The following is an 18,653-nucleotide window of genomic DNA, read 5'->3' on the forward strand; positions in this document are numbered from 1 at the left end:
CGACCGTGAACGAGGAGGCAGCGGCGCACGGTGAGCTGGTGGACGACGTCCGGCTTGGCGTTCCGCTGTTCACGACCGCCGACGTCGCCCGGCAGGTCCTGCTCGACCACACGGTCCTGGTGCACCACGCTCGACGCCTACGCAGGGCTCACCGGGCGGGCGGAAGAGTCGGCCACGGCCCGGTCCGGCCGGGGCTCGTCACCACGCTGCCTGTACAGTTGCCCGCCGATCCCTCGGTTCCGTTCGTGGGCCTGGTCGAGGCGCTGGTCCTCGCCGCGTTCTGCCAGGCTCCGATGCCCCGGCAGCAGATCGAGTTCACCCTGCTCGTGCTGCGCGGTGGCGCGCCCGTCGCGGCGGTGCTGAGCCGGTACCGCGCCGGCGAATCCGTGGCTGATCTCGCCCACGACTTCGATGTCCCAGCCGCCGAGATCAGCGACGCGGCAGTCGTCGACGCCCACAGGGCATCCTGATCATCGCAGCTACACTGGATCTATGTCAATTTTGCCGGAACTGCACGGCTCATTGCTGATACGCACGGATTTTTCTGATGACGACGTCTGGGAAGCGGTCTGCGCGGCGAGCGTCACGACCTCGCCCGAGGGGTTCGAGGCACACCTGCTCTTCATCAGTGACCCGGCGTTCGCGGATCTGACCGTCGAGCAGGTCATGGCACTACCGGGCGCACGACACTACAACGCTCTATTCATCGTCGATCACGTCACGATTTCTGATCGGGAGACGCCGATCCTAGCAGTTGATCTGAATCGCGAACCTGGGCGCACCCTTCGAGTGATACCGGCCAAGATGCAGAGTGTAGAGAACAACCTCTGGGTAACCAACATGGATTTCTCTGAGTTTGTCGACGCAGCTGACCCGGATGGAGTCTTTCGCGGCTTCGCTGGCACCCGTTGACGGCCACGCACCGCGCTGCACAGAACTACAGCAACAGTGAGCTTCGATAGTGTCAACTCGGGATCGCGCATGGCTGCGCGGCGCGGACGCGCCGCCGGCGGATGATCGCACTCCGTACACCATGTTCAACACCTACGGTCCCGGAGACGGAGACGGTACTGAACTAGCCCTGACCGAGTCGCCTAGTTGACGGTCGGGGTTGCAGTCGGGCTCGCGTTGGGATCCTGGTCGGGCTCGCCGATAGGTTTGGGCGGTCCTTCATGGCGCGATTTGGCCGGCGCTACGTCGCCGACCACCCCGCGATCTGATGGCCTTCCTCGCGGACGCTCACCGCAACAGAGGCGTGCTTCCCCGGTCCGCCGCCGCCTACCTGATCGGCCACCTCAAGCTTCAACACCTCGCCGTCCGGCGGAAGAGTTCCCGCATTATCGCAACGGCGTCCTCGATGGCGGCCAATGCTTCCTCACGCCGACCAAGATTGGAAAGTTGGGTGGACAGGTTGTTCAGAGACCTAGCGAGGTCGGGGCGGAACGCCTCGGACCGACCCGCCGCCAGATCACGGTAGACCGCTGCGACGCTGACCCGGCCGCAGTTGCGTCGACTGCTGGCCAAGGCCGGCCGGCAACGCAACATCGACACCTGGGTCGTGCGGCTGCACGCGCTGTTCCGGGTCGAGCAGCTGCGCCAGCCGCCGCAGGTGGAAGCCGCCTTCGGCGAGCAGGCCCGGGCGCTGCTCCTGCAACTCGACGCCGCCTGCCGCGCCATCGAGCAGCTGGCCGAGGCGACCGCGACAGCGTTCGCCCAACATCAGGACGCGAAGATTCTGACCGGCTTTCCCGGCGTCGGTGGGCTCACCGCCGCACGCGTCCTGGCCGAGATCGGGGCGCCACAGTTGACAGTCCTCTGACGAAACTTCACGGGGATCTGCCGGGGGCACGCTTGAGGCGGCGGCGCGGAGACGAGCAAGCTTGTCCTGACCATCCTGGGGCGGCAAAGGAGCCGGCAGAGGCATGAGATTTCTCTTCGTCACCGCTGGCAGTCCAGCGACCGTGTTTGCTCTCACTCCCTTGGCGACGGCGGCGCGCAACGCCGGGCACGAGGTCTTCATGGCCGCCAGCGAGGAGCTGGTGCCTGCGATAGCCGGAAACGGGATTCCTCCGGTCAGCATCACGCCCGCGTCGATTCGGGACTTCATCTTCACGGACGCCGCCGGCGGGGCGGTCGCGGTACCGGACGATTCCCGGTCGGTCATGCTGCACGTGGGGCGCTCATTCGCGCGGATGGCCGAGGCCGGCCTGGAGGCGCTGTTCACGTTGGTCCGTGATTGGCGGCCGGATCTGGTGGTCGGCGGATCAGCGGCGTACGGCGCCGGCCTGGTCGCCGCGCATCTTGGCGTCCCATACATCCGGCACGCCTGGGACACCGTGGACACCACCCTCATGGACGAAGGCGCGGCCGAGATCCTTACGCCGCGGCTGTCGAAGCTGGGGCTGGACGATCTGCCGTCCCCGGATCTGCTCGTCGACATCTGCCCACCCGGCCTGCGGGCCGAACATGCACCGGCGACGCAGCCGATGCGCTGGATCCCCGGTAATCAGCAAAGGCGCCTCGAACCGTGGATGTACACCCGGGACGCCTCCGTCCGTAGGGCGCTCGTCACGGGTGGCACCCGGTCGTTCATGCCGGATAAGATGGCTTTCCTCCGTCGCCTGAGCGAGGCGCTTTCCACGCTGAACGTCGAGGTACTGATAGCGGCACCCGATGGGGTCGCGCAAGGGCTGCGCGCCGCGCTCGGCAACGTCCGCGTCGGCTGGATTCCTCTGGACGTCGCGGCGCCGACCTGCGACGTGATAATCCACCACGGTGGCGGAGTCACCTCCATGACCGCCATCAATGCGGGGATACGCCAGCTCATCGCACCAAGCGACGCCTATCTGCGGGCGGTGGCCCAGCCCATCGCCGACTTCGGCGCCGGTATCGTGCTCGAACCTGGCCAGGATTCAGCCGAGCATGTCGTGCAGGCATGCCGAGAGCTGCTCGCCGACTCGGCGTACGAACGTCGCTCGCGGATTCTCGCCACGGAGATCGCCTCGTTGCCGGCGCCCGCCGAGGTGGTCGGGCGGCTCGAGCAGTTGGAGCGGGAGCCCACCCGCTGAGCGTTCGGCGTTCCCCGCGGTCCGTCCGCCGCGCCGCGGCGTAGCGAGTCAGCTGGCTGGACAACGAGGAGGTTTTCCATGAAGACGTGCCCGTGCCAGCACCATGTCGCCCGCCGGGAGGCGGGATGACACAAAACCGCCGGCGCGAGTTTCATCGGTCTGCTGAACCTCCGTATGCTCGTCAACCACGGACGGTCACGGGCCGGCCTGGGCACCCCACTCCGCCGGTCCGACCGCGCCTCGTGACAGAGCGTGTGCCACGGGGCGTCAACCCGTTCGTGCGGACCGAGAGGCTCGATGCCTTTCGGAAGGGGCGCGCATGACCCGGCGCGTCATGGTCCTAGGTGGCACCGGGTTCCTAGGCTGGCATGTCTGTTCCACGTTCCGCGCCGCCGGCTACGGCGTTGTCTGCGTCTCCAGACGAGGAGGGTGGCCCGGGCCCGCCGACAGCGGCCTGTCGGCCCTGCGCCTCGATCTCGACACGGCGGGGGACGAGTTCGACCGGCTGCTCGCCGCCACGGCGCCCGATGTGGTGGTGAACGCGGCGGGCGTGGTGTGGCGGAGCACGCGCGCCGCCGAGAACCGGATGTGGGCCCTGCACGCTCACTTCGTAGACCAGCTGGTCAGCGCGGTCGCCGCGCTGCCCGGCACCACCCGCCTCATCCAACTGGGCAGCGCTCATGAATACGGGCCGAGCACGCCCGGCACGAGTACCACCGAGGACGAGTCGCCTTCCCCGCGCTCGGTGTACGGAAGCACCAAGCTCGCCGGGACGAGAGCCGTGCTGCGTGCCGCTCGCGCCAGGGAGATTCAGGCCATGGTGCTGCGGGTCGCCAACGTGATCGGGCCCGGCGCCCCCCGGGCGAGCCTGGTCGGCGCCGTCGCGCACCGGCTCACCGGTCCCTCGGAGGCACCGGAGCGCGAAGGCGAGCCCGTCGAGCTGTCACTCGCCCCGCTGCGGGACTGGCGTGACTTCGTCGATGTCCGGGATGTCTCTGCCGCCGTGGTCGCGGCGGCCGATCCGGCGCGCGACGTCACCGGGCACATCATCAACATCGCTCGGGGCGAGGCGGTGCCCGTACGCCGGCTGGTCGAGACTCTGATCTCTCTCTCGGAGCGGCCCGTACGGCTCGTCGAACAGCAGTCGCCGGGACCGGACCGGACCGGGCGTGCCGATCTTGGGTGGCAGCAGCTGGACGTGTCGCGTGCGCAGCGGCTCCTCGCCTGGCGGCCCGCCGTGAGCCTGGAGGCATCGTTGGCGGACCTGCTCGAGTCCACGCGCGAGGGAGTTCCCGCGGGCAGTCCCAGGGGGGTGAACCGGCGGACGTCGTACTTCCCGCCAGGCCGAGCATGACGGTGACCACCCCCGAGCCACGAGCATGACCGACCCCCGACAGGCAGGTCCCACCATGCGCGTCCTGATGATGACCACACCCGTTCCCACCCATTTCACGTCACTGGTGCCGCTGGCCTGGGGGCTGCGGGCCGCCGGCCACGAGGTGATCGTCGCCGCGCAGCCTGACGTCGTGCCGACGGCGCGTTCCGCCGGTCTGGTCGCCGCGAGCGTGGGCGAGAAATTCGACATCATCGCCTACCTGCGCTCCAAGCTGCCGGATGACAAGCGACCGCTGGAGGCGTGGCCCAGGCCCGCCGCGGACCAGATGGGGTTCTTCGGCCGGGTGTGGATGAACCACGCACGGAGGATGCTTCCCGATTACCTGGACCTGGCACGTGACCTGCGACCTGACCTGATCATCGCGGAGCAGCTGGAGTACGCGTCGCTGCTCCTGGGCGGCATCCTCGGCAGGCCGGTCATCCACCACCGCTGGGGCGTCGACGGCATCTCGGACCTGGCCTTGCGTGACGCCCGTCTCGAACTCGCCGACCTGGCAGCCGAGTCGGGCCTGCCGGCCCTTCCCAGCCCGGTCCACAAGCTCGATCCCTGCCCACCGTCACTCCAGACGCCCACCGCCGCGGCGGGAACGCCCATCCGCTACGTCCCGTTCAACGGCACCGCGGTCCTGCCGGACTGGGTCCGACGTGGCCGTCTCCGCGACGCCGGCCGACGGGTGGTCATCTCGCTCGGCAGTCTCACTTTCTTCCTCAACGGCGCCGCCTTTGTGCGCAGGCTGCTGTGGGCACTCGACGAAATTCCGGCGATCGAAATGATCATCACCGTCGACCCCGCGTTCCGAGATGCCCTTCACCCGCTGCCGTCGCGGGTCCAGGTCGTCGACCCGACGCCGCTGCATCTCTTCCTGGACACCTGTGACGCGGTCGTCCACCACGGGGGCGCGGGCACGAGCATGACCGCTACCGCCGCCGGCCTGCCTCAGCTCGTCCTCCCTCAGATCGCTGACGCCTTCGACGCGGGGCAACGGCTACAGGACGTCGGGGCCGGCCTTGTCCTCGACCAGGTCGCCACACAAGACGACCCCGGCACGCTCCGCGATGCCGTGGAGGCGCTTCTGTCGAAGCCTGCGTATCGTGAGGCGGCGCTGGAACTGCGCCGGGAGATGGCTGGGATGCCGGACCCGCAGCAGGTCGCGGCCGAGCTCATGAGGGCCGACGTGGGAGCCACGGTGCGCGGCTGAATGCCAACAGGGCATCAAGCCGCCGCTGAATGACAGGATGGACGCATGCGCTGGAAAGTCCATAAAGAGGAGCCGATCTTTACCGATCCTCCGTATCTGGACATCCGGATGGCGGATGTGGAGATCACTGGCGGGCGCCACCTCCAGCATCGGCTGATTCGCACGCCGCCGGGCGCGAGCGCGGTGGTGATGGACGACAGTCAGCGCGTCCTGCTGATCTGGCGGCATCGTTTCATCACGGATCAATGGGGTTGGGAGATCCCGGGAGGCAGGATCGAGAGCGGTGAGACCCCGTTGGAGGCCGCCGCTCGCGAGGTCCTCGAGGAGACCGGGTGGCGGCCCGGCCCCATGCGTCCGTTCCTCTACTCGCAGCCCAGCAACGGGATCAGCGACTCCGAGCTCCATACCGGCATCGCGGTAGGCGCCACCTACGTCGGCGCGCCGGCTGACGAGTGGGAAGCGGAGAAGGTCGAGTGGATGCCGCTCACGCGCATTCCCGACCTGATAGCCAGACGGGAGCTCGTGAGCGGGACAAGCATCGCCGGCCTGCTCTACGCGCTGGTCAGATATCACACCAGCGGGCCTGGCTTCATGTATGAAACCGTCGGAGGCGGCCTCCTCGCCGACGAGGCCGAGTAGACAGCCGCGACGGCTGGCCTGAGGTCTGCCGATCACCGCGCGAACACCCCGGTCCTGCCGCCACCGGTGCATGGCCGTGCTGTGGTCGGTGTCGAGCCTGCCCAGCGTCAGGCCAGCGGAGCACGCAGCTGGTGATCGTCGGCGGCAATCAGCGTGGCACCGCCTCGCGGCGGTCACGGCCCGCGGCGAACGGACCACCATCATCCGGATACCTATGCCCCGGGCGTGGACGCGCCGCTCCCGGACAGCACGCGGCCGTGCCTCCCGCGATCAGACGGACTCAGACTCCGACCGTACGAGGCCTACAGCTCGGGCGGTCGATGACCAGCCGGCATCGACGTTGCCCAGGCCCGGGGCCGAGACAGCCTGGGCAGCGCCTCGGCGACCAGAGCGGACACCCACGCGGCTTGGCGCCAGAGTCGCCGCGGCGGGTCCGGTGTTCGAGCCGGAGCCGCGGGCAGGCTGCCGCCACGCCATGCGCGTGATCGCGGGACCACCGACGAGAAACCATGGTCGACAGGTCGCCCTGCGGAATGTCGACTCGTCCGGCACCCTCGCGATCCCGAGCGGCCCGGCGACCGTCTCGCCGGCGTCCGCGGCCCACTCGCCGATCGCCGTGAACGACCGCGCCCCGGCCAGCACCGCGCACGTCGCCAGCGTCAGCACCGCGGCCAGCCGATGGCGCACCCCCCGGCGTTTCCGCGGGTCAGGGACCCGGGCGAACACCGCCAGCAGTCCCGGCGGCGCGGGAGGGGCTCCGCCTGCGGTCGTGGCGGCAGCCAGCTGATCCAGTACGTGGGCAGGCGACGATAATGGTGCTGCGGGCATGGCACCTCAGGACGATCATGATGGCGTAGGAACCTCCATGATCACCCAGGTGTTGTGCCCGCTTTCACGAGGTCCCGACCCGGCCGGCACAACCCCCGACCAGCCCCACCGGACATCCTCGGCGCTTCCAACGAACCGCTCACCAGCAAACTTGCCGGGACCCCGCGGGCTCTCGGTTCTAAAAATCCGTGATCTTGCGCCGGATGCGGTCGCGACCTGGGATGACGTCCCTATTCCGAAACGGAAGTGAGATGGGCCGCCACCCCGCACAGGAACCATCCTGTGGTCCACATCACGCTTGAGCCGTCCAGACGCCCCCGTGTTAGCCTATATACACTTAGATGCCGAGCAACTACAGCGCAGCCTGCACTACGCACCCGCACCCCGCGCAGCACTCGTTCTAGTTCTACACGCAACTATCTCTCGCGCAGTGGTCGATCTCGGTGTGACCTCGTGGCCGAACCACCTCGCCTGGAGGGAATGTGATAGAACCGATCACGGGTTTTCGCGTAGCGATTCTACGGAAATCCGCTCCGGCCGGTCACGGTCTCCCTTTTCGCCGAAGCGAGGGCGGGCCACGGCGTCCCATTGATTCGAAGGTCCACAAGAGACCGGAACAGGCACTCCGGCGGGCCGTCCCAAGTCGCCGAATCCGACCTTCTCCTCTTTTTGAACTGGAGGCCGATTTTCAGTAGACGCGAGCTCGGATGGAGACCGCTAATGGCCAGGAACCAGGTACATATCAATTTTCTGGGGCCGCTTGAGGTGAGCCTTTTCCTCAGCTCGATGGACGGCGAGGCCGCGCTCATAATAACAGCGACCAAACTCCAGCAGGTCTTGGCGATGCTGGCGGCCAACGCCAACTCGATGGTGAGTATCGAGCAGCTGATCGACGAACTCTGGCCCTACGGGCCACCGAGCACCGTGAAAACCATCGTACAGACGTACGTCTATCAGTTGCGCAAGCTCTTCTCCAACAGCCTCAAGCCCTCACAGGGTGCCGAGCTTCTGGCGACCCGGCCGGGTGGCTACATCCTGGAGATACCCCGGGAGAACGTGGACGTCTTCCGGTTCCAGGACCTCGTGCGGCGCGGTAGGGATGCGCTGCACAGCGGCCAGTCCGCCCGCGCCTCCGACCTGTTGCGCGAGTCGTTGGACCTGTGGCGCGGGCCCGTGCCCGTGGATATCTCCACCGGGCCGTATCTGCATGGACTGTCCGTCTACCTGGACGAGCAGCGGCTAGAGGCGGTGTCGCTGCGCATCGACGCCGACCTGGCGAACAACCGGCACCGTGAGGTCGTAGCCGAACTTCGCTCGTTGGTGGCCACGCACTACCTGCACGAGCTCTTCTACATCCGACTGATGCAGGCTCTGCAACGCTCGGGACGCAGGGGTGACGCGCTCGCCGTGTACCGCAAGCTCTGCCGCATCCTGGACGACGAACTGGGGCTGGAACCGTCGTCGGAGGCGAAGCGGCTCCAGCACGAGATCCTCGCCAGTCACTGAGGCGTATAGCGACCACGGCTCGGACCGGGCGAGCTCCGACACCGATGTGCTGTCGGTCAAAACTGTGATCACAAAACTATGATCAGCTGCCATCGGCCGGCGGCGCACGACGGGTGACGTACTCGGTACGGCCCGTCACGTGACCGCTCGTGCCAGCGGACCGCGCGACCAGCCATCGAGCTGATTTACCGGTCCTTGAGTCAGCCATGAGACCGTGGCCTGAGTGGCCTACGGACCTGTCTCACGCGAATATCGACATGACATGCGAGCTCAGCGACCGACAAGGGAACATGGATGGTATCGCCTAAGTTCAGCGTACTCGTCGTGGAGAACGCTTCGGACGGCACGGTGCCGCTGACTCAACGGCTTCGCCGACAAGGATACGACGTCGAAGCGGTCGACACCGGGAGCGCGGCTATCGCCTCCCATGTTGACACGGACATCATTCTGCTGGATCTCGAGCTTCCCGACCTGGACGGCCTGGAGGTGTGCCGGGCGATTCGGAGCGAGAGCGACGTCCCCCTGATCGCCGTTAGTTCCCGGACCGGAGAGCTTGACCATATCCTCGGCCTGCAGGCCGGGGCGGACGACTATGTCGTGAAGCCCTACGGCTTTCACGAGCTGTTGGCCCGCATGGATGCCGTCATGCGACGGGCACGGCCGCCGGGACCCAGCGCGAAGACTGTATCCCATGGGTCACTGCGAATTGACGCGAACCTGCGCGAGGTGAGTGTCGACGGCCGGCCCATCGAGGTCACCCGGAAGGAGTTCGACCTCCTCTGGCTACTCGCCTCGCATTCCGGCACGGTCGTCCCGAGGAGAAGGCTCATGCGCCAGGTCTGGGGGGACACCTGGTCCCGCCGCACCGTGGACACCCATGTGAACAGTCTCCGGAATAAGCTCGGCGCCAACACATGGATCGTCACGGTGCGCGGGGTGGGCTTCCGCCTCGGCGAGGGCGACTCCTTCGACCAGCGGGCTTCGGGCTGACGTAGGAGACGCTCGTCGACGAATTCCCGGTCCCAAGGCCGTGGTGGTTCCGGGGGCGTCGGGATTCCCGCCGGACAGCCGCGGAGCCACCGGCCGGCCAAAGCAGACATCGATGCGCGGCGGGGCACCCGACCGCGCCCAGAGTGAGGGGATCAGGTCGATGGCCACGTTGCTGGTGACCGGAGGGGCCGGCTTCATCGGCTCGAACTTCGTTCGCTACTGGGTCCAAATTCACCCGGACGACTCGGTCGTCGCGCTGGACGCGCTGACCTACGCCGGCCGGCGGGAGAACCTCGCTGACGTCGCCAGGGAAATCGCCTTCGTGCACGCCGACATCCGTGACCAGGCCGCGGTCGTCGATGCGCTGCGGGAACACAGCGTGGACGTCGTGGTCAACTTCGCCGCCGAATCGCACAACAGCCTCGCCATCATCCGTCCGGGCGAGTTCTTCGCCACCAATGTCATGGGCACCCAGGCGCTCCTGGAGGCCGTCCGGACAGTCGGCGTCGCACGCTTCCATCAGATCTCCACCTGTGAGGTCTACGGCGACATGGACCTGGAGGACCCCGGTGCGTTCACCGAGGACTCCCCCTATCTGCCACGCACGCCCTACAACGCGGCGAAGGCCGGTGGCGACCACGTCGTGCGCTCCTACGGTCACACCTACGGCGTACCGGTCACCATCACCAACTGCTCCAACAACTACGGTCCGTACCAGTTTCCCGAGAAGGTCATCCCCCTGTTCATCTCCCGAGCCCTGCGCGGCGAGGTCCTGCCGCTCTACGCCTCCACCCGCAACCGGCGGGAATGGCTCCACGTCCTCGACCATTGCCGGGCCGTCGACGCCGTCCTCACCCGGGGCCGCCTCGGCGAGACCTACCATGTCGGTAGCGGGGTCGAGGCTGACATCGAGACCATCGCCGACACGATCCTGACCGAGCTCGGCCTGCCGTCGGCGCTGAAGACGATCGTCCCCGACCGGCCCTCGCACGACCGCCGGTACCTGCTCGACTCCTCCAAACTGCGCCGCGAGCTCGGTTGGGAACCCCGGATCTCCTTCGCCGACGGGATGCGCTCGACCATCGGCTGGTACCGCGACAACGAATCCTGGTGGGCTCCGCTCATCGGTGCCTCCCCCGTCATCGAGTCCGCCTGGGCGACCACCGGACAGTAGCCGTGCCGCCGGGACGGAGCAGGCGGGCACGTGGCCGCCGGCCCACACCGGCCTCGTCGACGGCGCGGGCCGGCCAGGCGCGTCGGGCCCGCCGGCGGCGGGCCCGGCCGGCGAGGCCATGTCGTCCGGCGCGCTACTTCTCCCACTCGAAGTAGATGACGGGCGGCTCCCGCCCGGGAATCTGCTGGAGCCGGCCGTGGTCGAGCCCGATGAGCTCACGAATCGCGATCGTCTCCCCTGGCCACTTGGGGTGCGCCAGTTCGTCGAAGGCGACGATGCTCCCAGTGGTGAGATAGGGACGGATCGCCTGGAACGTGGCCAGGGTCGGCGAGTACAGGTCGCAGTCGAAGTACGCCAGCGCGATGACCGTCTCCGGGTTCTCCTCGAGATACCGCGGCACCGTCTCCAGCATGTCGCCCTGGACGACGAAGCTGCGCCGGGTCGAGCCGTAGGGCTCGGACGCCTCGTGCGCCGCCAGGACGTCACGCAGATGGCCGACCTCATCCGTCGGCATGGCGAACCGGCCGACCGCCGCGCTCGGGCTCACCCGGTCCACGTCGGCTATGTCGGGAAAACCGGTGAAGGTATCGAACCCGATCACGCGACGCAACGAGTTGTACGGCTCGTAGATGCTTCGCAGCGTCGTGAACGTTGCCAGATGACGCCCGTGCAGAACCCCGAATTCCATGATCACTCCCGGGACCCTGAGCAGGAGGCGATAGAGAGCGTCCATCGACAGCAGGTCGCTCAGCTGGTGGCGGCGCAGGTAGACCGCCAGGTTGTCGATCAGGTATTCGGGTGGGATGGGCGTCTCCGCCAACAGCTTCGTCAGCCGCTCCCGGGAGTCGCGTTCCTGCTCTGGCTCGTGCGGAACGATCAGGTGGTCCTTGTACTTGGGTTCGGTCACAGGCAGGCATCTCCTTCATCGGAATTCGGAGCGGCGGGCGGGTGTCGCATGACCAGCATTCAGGTGGACCTCGCGCGACCCAGTTGCCCGGCGTGGGCCCATGGCCAACCGCTCGGGCCCAAGCCCACGGTGCGACGGATTCACGGGCACCGGAATACACCCCTGACCGATGCCCCATCACCTTCCAGAAGCTTGCTCGCCGTCCCGCCGGGCCTCAACCGTCCTTGTGGCGGATACCGGTGAATTTTCGTCAGAGAACGGTCAACTCCCGCCGGCGCGTCCCGGCCGCCCGGGCGAGCTCGCTCCCGGCGGTCCGGCCGCGGCCCTGGACGGCGGCGGCCCTGGACGGCGGCGGGCCTGGACGGCGGCAGGCCGCCGGTTCACGCCCGCTCCAAGGTCCCGGTCAGTCCCAGCCACCGCTGGCGGCGGTCCGGGTGACGTAGTCCTCGAAGGGTGTCGGCGGCCGGTCGAGGGCTCGCTCGACGCCGTCGGCGAGAGCGGAGTCGTGGCCGTCGCGGATGGCGGTCAGGACGCTGGTCAGCATGCGTGCGACGTCCGGTGGGACGCCGACGGCGATCTGGCCTTCGATGTAGGCCTCGGGTTCGACGTCCGTGTGCTGGATGGCGCGGCCGGTTGCCTTCGCGATGAGGTCGGTAGCCTCTCCGAAGCTGATCGCGCGAGGGCCCGTGAGCAGGTAGGTCTGCCCGTGGTGACGGTCCTGGGTGAGGGCCTCGGCGGCGATTTCGGCGATGTCCTCGGCGTCGATGAACGGGGTGCGTCCGTCTCCCGTGGGCAGGACGAGGCTCCCGCTGAGGATGCCAGGTCGCCAGGAGTCCTCACTGAAGTTCTGCGCGAACCAGGTTGGCCGTAGGATCGTCCAGCCCACGCCGGAGCCACGCACGGCCGTTTCGGCGGGCTTGAGCGGATGACCGTCGTAGTCCGCGCCACCGGCGGTCAGGAGGACCAGCCGCCGCGCGCCCGCGGCGGTCGCCGCGGTCACGAAGGCGGGGATACGCCGCGAGCCGTCCACACTCGCCGCTCCCAGATCTGGCTCGACGAGATAGACGGCGCTGGCACCGTCGAGCGCGGGCGCCCAGGTCTCGGGCTTCGCCAGGTCGAAGGTGACGTCCGCGCGCGCACGGGCCGCGGTCCGGACCGGCCGGCCGGCGGCTCGCAGCCGCTCCGCGACGCGCCGGCCGGTCTTGCCAGTACCACCGAGGATCAGGTTGTCGTCCATGGCATCCAGGCAACAGCACCGTCCCTGAGCGGATCCATGGGAGAGTGTCGATAAAGCATTTGTCATCGTCTACGCTGGGCGCCGTGGACGTGCTCAGTGATCTGTTACACCGAGCCCGTGTCGGCAACGCACTGGTCCGGCAGTTGATCCAGCGACCGCCCTGGTCGATGACCTACGCCGATCCTGCTCCCCTCACGGTCGTGGCCACCCTCGGCGGCCACGCGTCCATCCGACTCGACGATGTCGCCTGCGCGCCGGTCCAGCTTGCCGCCGGCGACATCGCCCTCATCAGCGGCGGCGGCCGGCACACGATCGCCGACAGCGCCTCGACCCCACCCCAATTCGTGATCCGCCAGGGCAGGAAGTTCCACGCCGACACCGGCGAGGAAACCTCCGCCCACACGAGCCTGGGCCCTCGCACCTACGGCGACGGGCTGCCAGGAGCCACGACCATGCTCCGTGGGGTCTACCTGCTGCGCGCCGGCGCTGGCGACCGGCTTCTCGAGATGCTCCCCCCACTGGCCATCGTTCCCGCGGGCCCGCGTACACGGGCGGCACTGGACCTGCTCACCAACGAGGCCGCCCGCGACGAACCCGGGCAGGACGCCGTCCTCGGCCGGCTGCTGGATCTCGTGCTCGTGATGGCGTTGCGCGCGTGGTGCTCCCGGCCGAGCGCGACACCGCCCGCCTGGTACCGGGCACTGGGCGATCCCGCCATCGGCGGCGCGCTGAACCTCCTGCACACGGACCCCGCCCACCGCTGGACGGTCGCCGAGATAGCCACCAGAAGCGGCATGTCCCGGGCCGCCTTCGCCGCGCGCTTCACCGACCATGTCGGCCAGGCTCCGCTGACCTACCTGACAGCCTGGCGCATGACGCTCGCGGCGGATCTGCTCCATAACACGGACGACACCATCGCGACCATCGCCCGCAACGTCGGCTACCACGACGCGTTCGCCTTCAGCGTGGCGTTCAAACGCGCCCACAGCATCAGTCCCTCAGCCTGGCGTCGCCAGATCTCCTGAGATGCTCGGACCTCGCCGGGGCTGGCCCCGGGAGGGGCATGCACCCGCGGGTCGGAGCTCCTCATGGGCACCGTCACCGAGGTGTCGCGGCTTCGGGACTCGCCTGCCGCCAGGACGGGGTCCGGCACCCGGTAGAGCGCGGATTGAGCGCGGATTGAGGGCGCGAGAATAGCGTTCGCACCGACGCGGCTGTAGCGCAATACGTCGCCTCATGCGCGAGGAATACCGATCTCCAGTGACCGGTGGGCGGCCCGCGGGCGGCGGGCACCCGGGCGAGTGACCTGGCGAACTGCGCCCTGAGCCATCTGTCGATGGCCGTCCACCAGGTGCGATTTTAAGGAGAACCATGCACGGGAACGGCGTCGGCGAGTCTGGCGGCGGTTCGTGAGCCGTCGAGTCGTGATTACCGGAATGGGGGTACGAGCCCCCCAGGCATTGAACACGGCCGCTTTCTGGGATCTGTTGTCCGCCGGCCGGACGGCGACCCGGAGAACCTCCTTCTTCGATCCCTCACCGTACCGGTCGCAGGTCGCCGCGGAAGCGGATTTCGACGCCGTGGCAGAGGGCCTGAGCCCCCGCCAGATCCGGCGGATGGACCGGGCGACCCAGTTCGCGGTGGCCTGTGCCCGCGACGCGGTGGCCGACAGCGGGATCAGTCTCGACACCATGCCGCCGGACCGGATCGGGGTGAGCCTGGGCAGCGCAGTGGCGGCCGCCACCAGTCTCGAGCAGGAGTACCTGGTCCTGTCCGACTCGGGCCGCCGCTGGGTGATGTCGCCGGACCATCTCTCGCCGCACATGTTCGACTACCTGGTCCCGAGCATCATGCCGGCGGAGGTCGCCTGGACTGTCGGGGCGGAGGGGCCGGTCGCGATGGTGTCGGACGGGTGCACGTCCGGTCTCGACTCCGTCGCGCACGCTGCCGCGCTGATATGTGAGGGCAGCGCGGATGTCATGATCGCGGGGGCCTCGGACACTCCGATCACCCCGATCGTGGTTGCCTGCTTCGACGCGATCAAGGCGACCACCAGCCATAACGACGACCCAGCCCGGGCTTCCCGCCCGTTCGACGGCACTCGCGACGGTTTCGTGCTCGCCGAGGGCGCGGCCATGTTCGTGCTGGAGGAGCTGACGGCCGCCCAGCGCCGGGGCGCGCGCGCCTACGCTGAGATCGGCGGCTTCGCCAGCCGGTGCAACGCCTTCCACATGACCGGGCTCAAGGCCGACGGCCGAGAGATGGCCGAGGCGATCCGGGCGGCTCTCGACCAGGCCAGGCTGGACCCGACCGAGGTGGATTATGTCAACGCCCACGGATCGGGCACCCGGCAGAACGATCGACACGAGACCGCGGCGTTCAAACGGAGCCTTGGCGAGCACGCGTACCGGATACCGGTCAGTTCGATCAAGTCGATGGTCGGTCACTCTCTGGGCGCGATCGGCTCGGTCGAGATAGCCGCGTCCTTGCTCGCGATCGAGAACCAGGTCGTGCCACCGACGGCCAATCTGGACGTCGCGGACCCGGAGTGCGACCTCGACTACGTTCCGAAGGACGCGCGCGACCACCGCACCGACACCGTGCTGACCGTTGGCAGCGGCTTTGGCGGCTTTCAGAGCGCGATGGTCCTGACCCGACCGAGGCCGGTGGCCGTATGAGCGTCATCACCGGGCTGGGCGTGGTGGCGCCGAACGGGGTCGACACCAAGGAGTTCTGGGCCGCCACGCTGTCTGGCCGCAGCGGTATCACCGAGCTGGACAGGTTCGACACGTCCGGCTATCCCGCGCGGTTGGCCGGGCTGGTGAACGACATCGACCCGGCCCAGCACGTGCCCGCCAGGCTCAAGCCCCAGACGGACGTGTCCACCCAGCTCGCGCTGATCGCCGCCCAGAGCGCCCTCGAGGATGCCGATGTGGACACCGCCGCGATGACCGATTATCAGATGAGCGTCGTCACCGCGAACGCCTCCGGTGGCTTCGAGTTCACGCACCGGGAGTTCAGGAAGCTGTGGTCCCAGGGCCCGGAGCGAGTGAGCGTGTACGAGTCCTTCGCCTGGTTCTACGCCGTGAACACCGGTCAGATCTCCATCAGGCATGGCATGCGCGGCCCGTCGTGCGCTTTCGTCGCTGAGCAGGCCGGCGGTCTGGACGCGTTGGGACACGCGCGGCGGACCATCCGCGATGGTGTGGCGTTGGTGGTCAGCGGCGGCGTCGACTCCGCGCTGGACCCATGGGGATGGATCTCTCATCTGTCCAGCGGCCGGGTCAGCCTCGATCCCGACCCGACGACCGCCTATCGACCTTTCGACACGCGCGCCACCGGGTATCTGCCCGGTGAAGGCGGCGCCATCTGTGTGTTGGAGGACGCCGCCGCGGCGCGCGCGCGAGGTGCCCGGGTGTACGGCGAGCTTGCCGGCTACGCGGCCACCTTTGACCCGGCGCCCGACGCCGGGCGCCCACCCGCGCTCCGGCGAGCGGCGGAACGGGCGCTCGCCGACGCCGGGATCGGGCCGGCCGAGGTGGACGTGGTGTTCGCCGACGCGGCGGGCGTGCCGGAGCTGGACCGTTCCGAGGCGGAGATGCTGCGGGGCATGTTCGGTGTACGCGGGGTTCCGGTCACCGCGCCCAAGGCGCTGACCGGCCGGCTGTTCTCCGGGGGCGGGGCTCTCGACGTCGTCGCGGCCCTGCTGAGCATTCAGGAGGGCGTGATACCCCCGACCTTCGGGACTGGCTCGGTTCCGGACGAGTACGGAATCGACCTGGTGCTCGGAAAGCCCCGCCGGACCAGCGTACAGAACGCCCTCGTGCTGGCCAGGGGGCGAGGGGGATTCAACGCGGCCATCGTCATCCGCGCCTTCCGATCCTAACCGAAAGCGAGCAGTCATGGGCAGCACGATGAGCATCGACGACCTCCGTGCCATTCTCCTGGCGTGCGCCGGGGATGACGAGTCCGCCGCCGGCCGTGGCGATTTCTCGGACGCCTCCTTCGAAGAGCTCGGATACGACTCGCTCGTCCTTATCGAGATGGCGGCCACCCTCAAGCGGGACCACGGCGTCTCCATCCCGGACGATCGGCTCGTCGTGGCACTCACGCCGCACGAGATGCTCGATCTGATCAACAACCGGATCGAGGCCTAGCGATGGCCACCAGGACAACTCACAGCCGGCTGGTGGCCGCGCCGGCAGACGAGGTCTACCGCCTGGTCGCCGACGTCACGATCTGGCCGGTGATGTTCTCGCCGACCGTGTCCGTCCGACATCTTCACCGGACCGAATGCGAGGAGCGGTTCCAGCTCTGGGCGCTGGTCGCGGGCGGCGTCCAGACCTGGGTCTCCCGCAGGAGCCTCGACCCGGTGGCCCGCCGCGTCACCTTCCAGCAGGAGCGCAGCCATCCGCCGATCAGCGGCATGGCCGGGACGTGGTCGTTCACCCCGGCCTCGGACGGAATGACCGAGGTCGTGCTGGACCACGCGTTCTCGGTCACAGACGACGACGCGCTCCAGCCGATGATCTCGGCGGTGGACCGCAACAGCACCGAGGAGCTGGCCGCGCTCGGCCGAATCGCCGAGCTCGGCCATCCGGTCGACGAGCTGGTCGACACGTTCTCCGACACGGTGGTCGTGGACGGCCCGCTCCCGGACGTCTATGACTTCGTCTACCGCGGTGATCTGTGGCCTGAGCGGCTGCCACACGTCGCCCGGGTCGACCTATCGGAAGACGAGGCAGGCGTCCAGCGCATGGAGATGGAGACGGTGACCGCGGACGGCGCGGCCCACGTCACCAGTTCGATCCGGGTGTGCTCCACGAACTCCAGCATCGTCTACAAGCAGCTCCTGCCGCCGAGGATGCTGCTGGGCCACAGCGGTCAGTGGTCCTTCAGCCGGCGGGAGGACGGCGTCGAGGTGACGGCCACGCACATGGTCGCGATCGATCCCGACGCGGCCCGGTCGGTGATCGGGTCAAACGGCACTCTCGACGATGCCCGGGAGTACGTCCGTGCAGTGCTGGGCGGCAATTCTCGGGCCACGCTGGCCCGCGCGCGCAGCTACGTCGCGGGCCGCGGCTGAGGCGCGGGCCCGCGTTGGCCACGACCGGTCACCCGACGACCCGTACCTGGTCCGTGCCTGTAGCTGGTCCGTGCCTGTGGAGCCTGTGGACCGCTGGCGCCTGGACCGCCGACGCCCGCCGGCTGGATGCCGGCGGGCGTCAGAACCCGCAAAACCCCACCGTCAGCACGACCCAGGTGGATCCGGGTCCTGGTTCCGCCCAGCGCGGCGCCAGCGCAGGACGAAATACCGTGGCGTCTCGTCGAGGCGTTCCCGCAGGATCAGTTCGTCGTCGTCCAGGTGGGCTTCTCGGACCTGGGTCGTGTCGACGATGTGGGGATGGGAACTGATCTCCACTTCATGGACCAACATTCCGCCGGCCAGCCGCCAGCGCCCGGAGTATCCCATGTAGAACGCGGCCGGACCGGCGGCCTGATGCGGACCGCCGACGGTCCGCATCAGGCCAACCGAGATGTACCCGTCCGCGTCGTAGACCAGCAGGCCGGCGGCTCCAGCGCCGAGTGGTCCCTCGCTGGTGGATCCCTCCGCGCCGAGAAAGTAGTGGGAGGTAAGCCGCCAGGCTCCGGTGAGGTCCGCTACCGACAACATTCACCCTCCGGGTCGTCCCATGCGGCACATGCGGCA

The 18,653-nt window shown here is 68.4% G+C and carries 19 protein-coding genes; 15 read left to right on the forward strand and 4 right to left on the reverse strand.

All coding sequences use genetic code 11. From position 1 onward, the window contains the following. Positions 1–5: 5 nt before the first annotated feature. The 7 genes from QOZ89_RS23610 (at position 6) to QOZ89_RS23640 (ending at position 6,301) form a co-directional block, all read left to right on the forward strand. On the forward strand, positions 6–470 hold the full coding sequence (locus tag QOZ89_RS23610; RefSeq protein ID WP_071046773.1) for a hypothetical protein: 465 nt from the start codon (positions 6–8) through the stop codon (positions 468–470). 22 nt (positions 471–492) lie between these two features. Further along, a complete protein-coding gene (locus tag QOZ89_RS23615) occupies positions 493–912 on the forward strand; it encodes a DUF6924 domain-containing protein (protein WP_083418115.1) in 420 nt (139 codons plus the stop codon). Positions 913–1,504: 592 nt separating this feature from the next. Beyond that, the gene (locus QOZ89_RS23620) at positions 1,505–1,819 is read left to right on the forward strand and encodes a hypothetical protein (protein ID WP_071046772.1); all 315 of its coding nucleotides are present in this window, start codon (positions 1,505–1,507) and stop codon (positions 1,817–1,819) included. A 103-nt stretch (positions 1,820–1,922) separates the two neighbouring features. Then, on the forward strand, positions 1,923–3,068 hold the full coding sequence (locus tag QOZ89_RS23625) for a nucleotide disphospho-sugar-binding domain-containing protein (protein WP_071046771.1): 1,146 nt from the start codon (positions 1,923–1,925) through the stop codon (positions 3,066–3,068). A gap of 319 nt (positions 3,069–3,387) precedes the next feature. Continuing rightward, positions 3,388–4,422 (forward strand): NAD-dependent epimerase/dehydratase family protein, encoded by a 1,035-nt coding sequence (locus QOZ89_RS23630; protein ID WP_071046770.1) that lies wholly within the window; start codon positions 3,388–3,390, stop codon positions 4,420–4,422. 55 nt (positions 4,423–4,477) lie between these two features. Then, complete coding sequence (locus QOZ89_RS23635; RefSeq protein WP_071046769.1) at positions 4,478–5,662, forward strand: nucleotide disphospho-sugar-binding domain-containing protein; 1,185 nt, start codon at positions 4,478–4,480, stop codon at positions 5,660–5,662. Between the two features lie 45 nt (positions 5,663–5,707). Beyond that, complete coding sequence (locus QOZ89_RS23640) at positions 5,708–6,301, forward strand: NUDIX hydrolase (RefSeq protein ID WP_071046768.1); 594 nt, start codon at positions 5,708–5,710, stop codon at positions 6,299–6,301. Positions 6,302–6,571: 270 nt separating this feature from the next. Here QOZ89_RS23640 and QOZ89_RS47525 read toward each other — a convergent pair whose 3' ends face one another. Continuing rightward, positions 6,572–7,129 (reverse strand): transposase family protein, encoded by a 558-nt coding sequence (locus QOZ89_RS47525; protein WP_397428828.1) that lies wholly within the window; start codon positions 7,127–7,129, stop codon positions 6,572–6,574. 720 nt (positions 7,130–7,849) lie between these two features. On the opposite strand from QOZ89_RS47525, the gene QOZ89_RS23650 reads away from it, so the two are divergent. The 3 genes from QOZ89_RS23650 (at position 7,850) to rfbB (ending at position 10,799) form a co-directional block, all read left to right on the forward strand. Continuing rightward, positions 7,850–8,635, forward strand: a complete 786-nt coding sequence (locus QOZ89_RS23650; protein WP_083418112.1) for an AfsR/SARP family transcriptional regulator — start codon at positions 7,850–7,852, stop codon at positions 8,633–8,635. A gap of 294 nt (positions 8,636–8,929) precedes the next feature. After that, positions 8,930–9,625 carry a response regulator transcription factor gene (locus QOZ89_RS23655; protein WP_071046766.1) on the forward strand — a complete coding sequence of 232 codons (696 nt, stop codon included), beginning with the start codon at positions 8,930–8,932 and terminating at the stop codon, positions 9,623–9,625. Between the two features lie 160 nt (positions 9,626–9,785). Then, positions 9,786–10,799 carry a dTDP-glucose 4,6-dehydratase gene (gene rfbB / locus QOZ89_RS23660; RefSeq protein WP_071046786.1) on the forward strand — a complete coding sequence of 338 codons (1,014 nt, stop codon included), beginning with the start codon at positions 9,786–9,788 and terminating at the stop codon, positions 10,797–10,799. A 133-nt stretch (positions 10,800–10,932) separates the two neighbouring features. On the opposite strand, the gene QOZ89_RS23665 is transcribed toward rfbB, so the two are convergent. Then, entirely contained in the window at positions 10,933–11,706 is a 774-nt protein-coding gene (locus QOZ89_RS23665; protein WP_071046765.1) for a dTDP-6-deoxy-L-hexose 3-O-methyltransferase, read from the reverse strand. A gap of 403 nt (positions 11,707–12,109) precedes the next feature. Continuing rightward, a complete protein-coding gene (locus QOZ89_RS23670) occupies positions 12,110–12,943 on the reverse strand; it encodes an NAD(P)H-binding protein (protein WP_071046764.1) in 834 nt (277 codons plus the stop codon). Between the two features lie 83 nt (positions 12,944–13,026). Here QOZ89_RS23670 and QOZ89_RS23675 point away from each other — a divergent pair, with 83 nt between their 5' ends. The 5 genes from QOZ89_RS23675 to QOZ89_RS23695 all read left to right on the forward strand — a co-directional run bounded on the left by QOZ89_RS23675 (position 13,027) and on the right by QOZ89_RS23695 (position 18,029). Continuing rightward, entirely contained in the window at positions 13,027–13,968 is a 942-nt protein-coding gene (locus tag QOZ89_RS23675) for an AraC family transcriptional regulator (protein WP_312625282.1), read from the forward strand. A gap of 384 nt (positions 13,969–14,352) precedes the next feature. Further along, positions 14,353–15,621, forward strand: coding sequence for a beta-ketoacyl-[acyl-carrier-protein] synthase family protein (locus tag QOZ89_RS23680; RefSeq protein WP_083418111.1), 1,269 nt, complete (start codon positions 14,353–14,355; stop codon positions 15,619–15,621). After that, complete coding sequence (locus QOZ89_RS23685; protein ID WP_071046761.1) at positions 15,618–16,829, forward strand: ketosynthase chain-length factor; 1,212 nt, start codon at positions 15,618–15,620, stop codon at positions 16,827–16,829. The genes QOZ89_RS23680 and QOZ89_RS23685 overlap by 4 nt, the downstream gene beginning before the upstream one ends. 16 nt (positions 16,830–16,845) lie before the next feature. Further along, positions 16,846–17,100 (forward strand): acyl carrier protein, encoded by a 255-nt coding sequence (locus tag QOZ89_RS23690; protein ID WP_071046760.1) that lies wholly within the window; start codon positions 16,846–16,848, stop codon positions 17,098–17,100. 2 nt (positions 17,101–17,102) lie between these two features. Continuing rightward, positions 17,103–18,029: an aromatase/cyclase gene (locus QOZ89_RS23695; protein ID WP_071046759.1), complete on the forward strand. Its 927-nt coding sequence runs from the start codon at positions 17,103–17,105 to the stop codon at positions 18,027–18,029. Between the two features lie 162 nt (positions 18,030–18,191). Here the strand turns inward: QOZ89_RS23695 and QOZ89_RS23700 are convergent, their stop codons facing one another. After that, positions 18,192–18,617, reverse strand: coding sequence for a lipocalin-like domain-containing protein (locus tag QOZ89_RS23700; protein WP_071046758.1), 426 nt, complete (start codon positions 18,615–18,617; stop codon positions 18,192–18,194). Positions 18,618–18,653 lie beyond the last annotated feature (36 nt).

The sequence above is a fragment of the Pseudofrankia coriaricola genome (genome assembly GCF_032027725.1).
Taxonomy (GTDB): domain Bacteria; phylum Actinomycetota; class Actinomycetes; order Frankiales; family Frankiaceae; genus Pseudofrankia.

Bases quoted from the DNA above. Each gene is read 5' to 3' on its own strand.
- QOZ89_RS23615 (WP_083418115.1), top strand. From the start codon at position 493: ATGTCAATTTTGCCGGAACTGCACGGCTCATTGCTGATACGCACGGAT.
- QOZ89_RS23625 (WP_071046771.1), top strand. From the start codon at position 1,923: ATGAGATTTCTCTTCGTCACCGCTGGCAGTCCAGCGACCGTGTTTGCT.
- QOZ89_RS23630 (WP_071046770.1), top strand. From the start codon at position 3,388: ATGACCCGGCGCGTCATGGTCCTAGGTGGCACCGGGTTCCTAGGCTGG.
- QOZ89_RS23635 (WP_071046769.1), top strand. From the start codon at position 4,478: ATGCGCGTCCTGATGATGACCACACCCGTTCCCACCCATTTCACGTCA.
- QOZ89_RS23640 (WP_071046768.1), top strand. From the start codon at position 5,708: ATGCGCTGGAAAGTCCATAAAGAGGAGCCGATCTTTACCGATCCTCCG.
- QOZ89_RS47525 (WP_397428828.1), bottom strand. From the start codon at position 7,129: ATGCCCGCAGCACCATTATCGTCGCCTGCCCACGTACTGGATCAGCTG.
- QOZ89_RS23650 (WP_083418112.1), top strand. From the start codon at position 7,850: ATGGCCAGGAACCAGGTACATATCAATTTTCTGGGGCCGCTTGAGGTG.
- QOZ89_RS23655 (WP_071046766.1), top strand. From the start codon at position 8,930: ATGGTATCGCCTAAGTTCAGCGTACTCGTCGTGGAGAACGCTTCGGAC.
- rfbB (WP_071046786.1), top strand. From the start codon at position 9,786: ATGGCCACGTTGCTGGTGACCGGAGGGGCCGGCTTCATCGGCTCGAAC.
- QOZ89_RS23670 (WP_071046764.1), bottom strand. From the start codon at position 12,943: ATGGACGACAACCTGATCCTCGGTGGTACTGGCAAGACCGGCCGGCGC.
- QOZ89_RS23685 (WP_071046761.1), top strand. From the start codon at position 15,618: ATGAGCGTCATCACCGGGCTGGGCGTGGTGGCGCCGAACGGGGTCGAC.
- QOZ89_RS23690 (WP_071046760.1), top strand. From the start codon at position 16,846: ATGGGCAGCACGATGAGCATCGACGACCTCCGTGCCATTCTCCTGGCG.
- QOZ89_RS23695 (WP_071046759.1), top strand. From the start codon at position 17,103: ATGGCCACCAGGACAACTCACAGCCGGCTGGTGGCCGCGCCGGCAGAC.
- QOZ89_RS23700 (WP_071046758.1), bottom strand. From the start codon at position 18,617: ATGTTGTCGGTAGCGGACCTCACCGGAGCCTGGCGGCTTACCTCCCAC.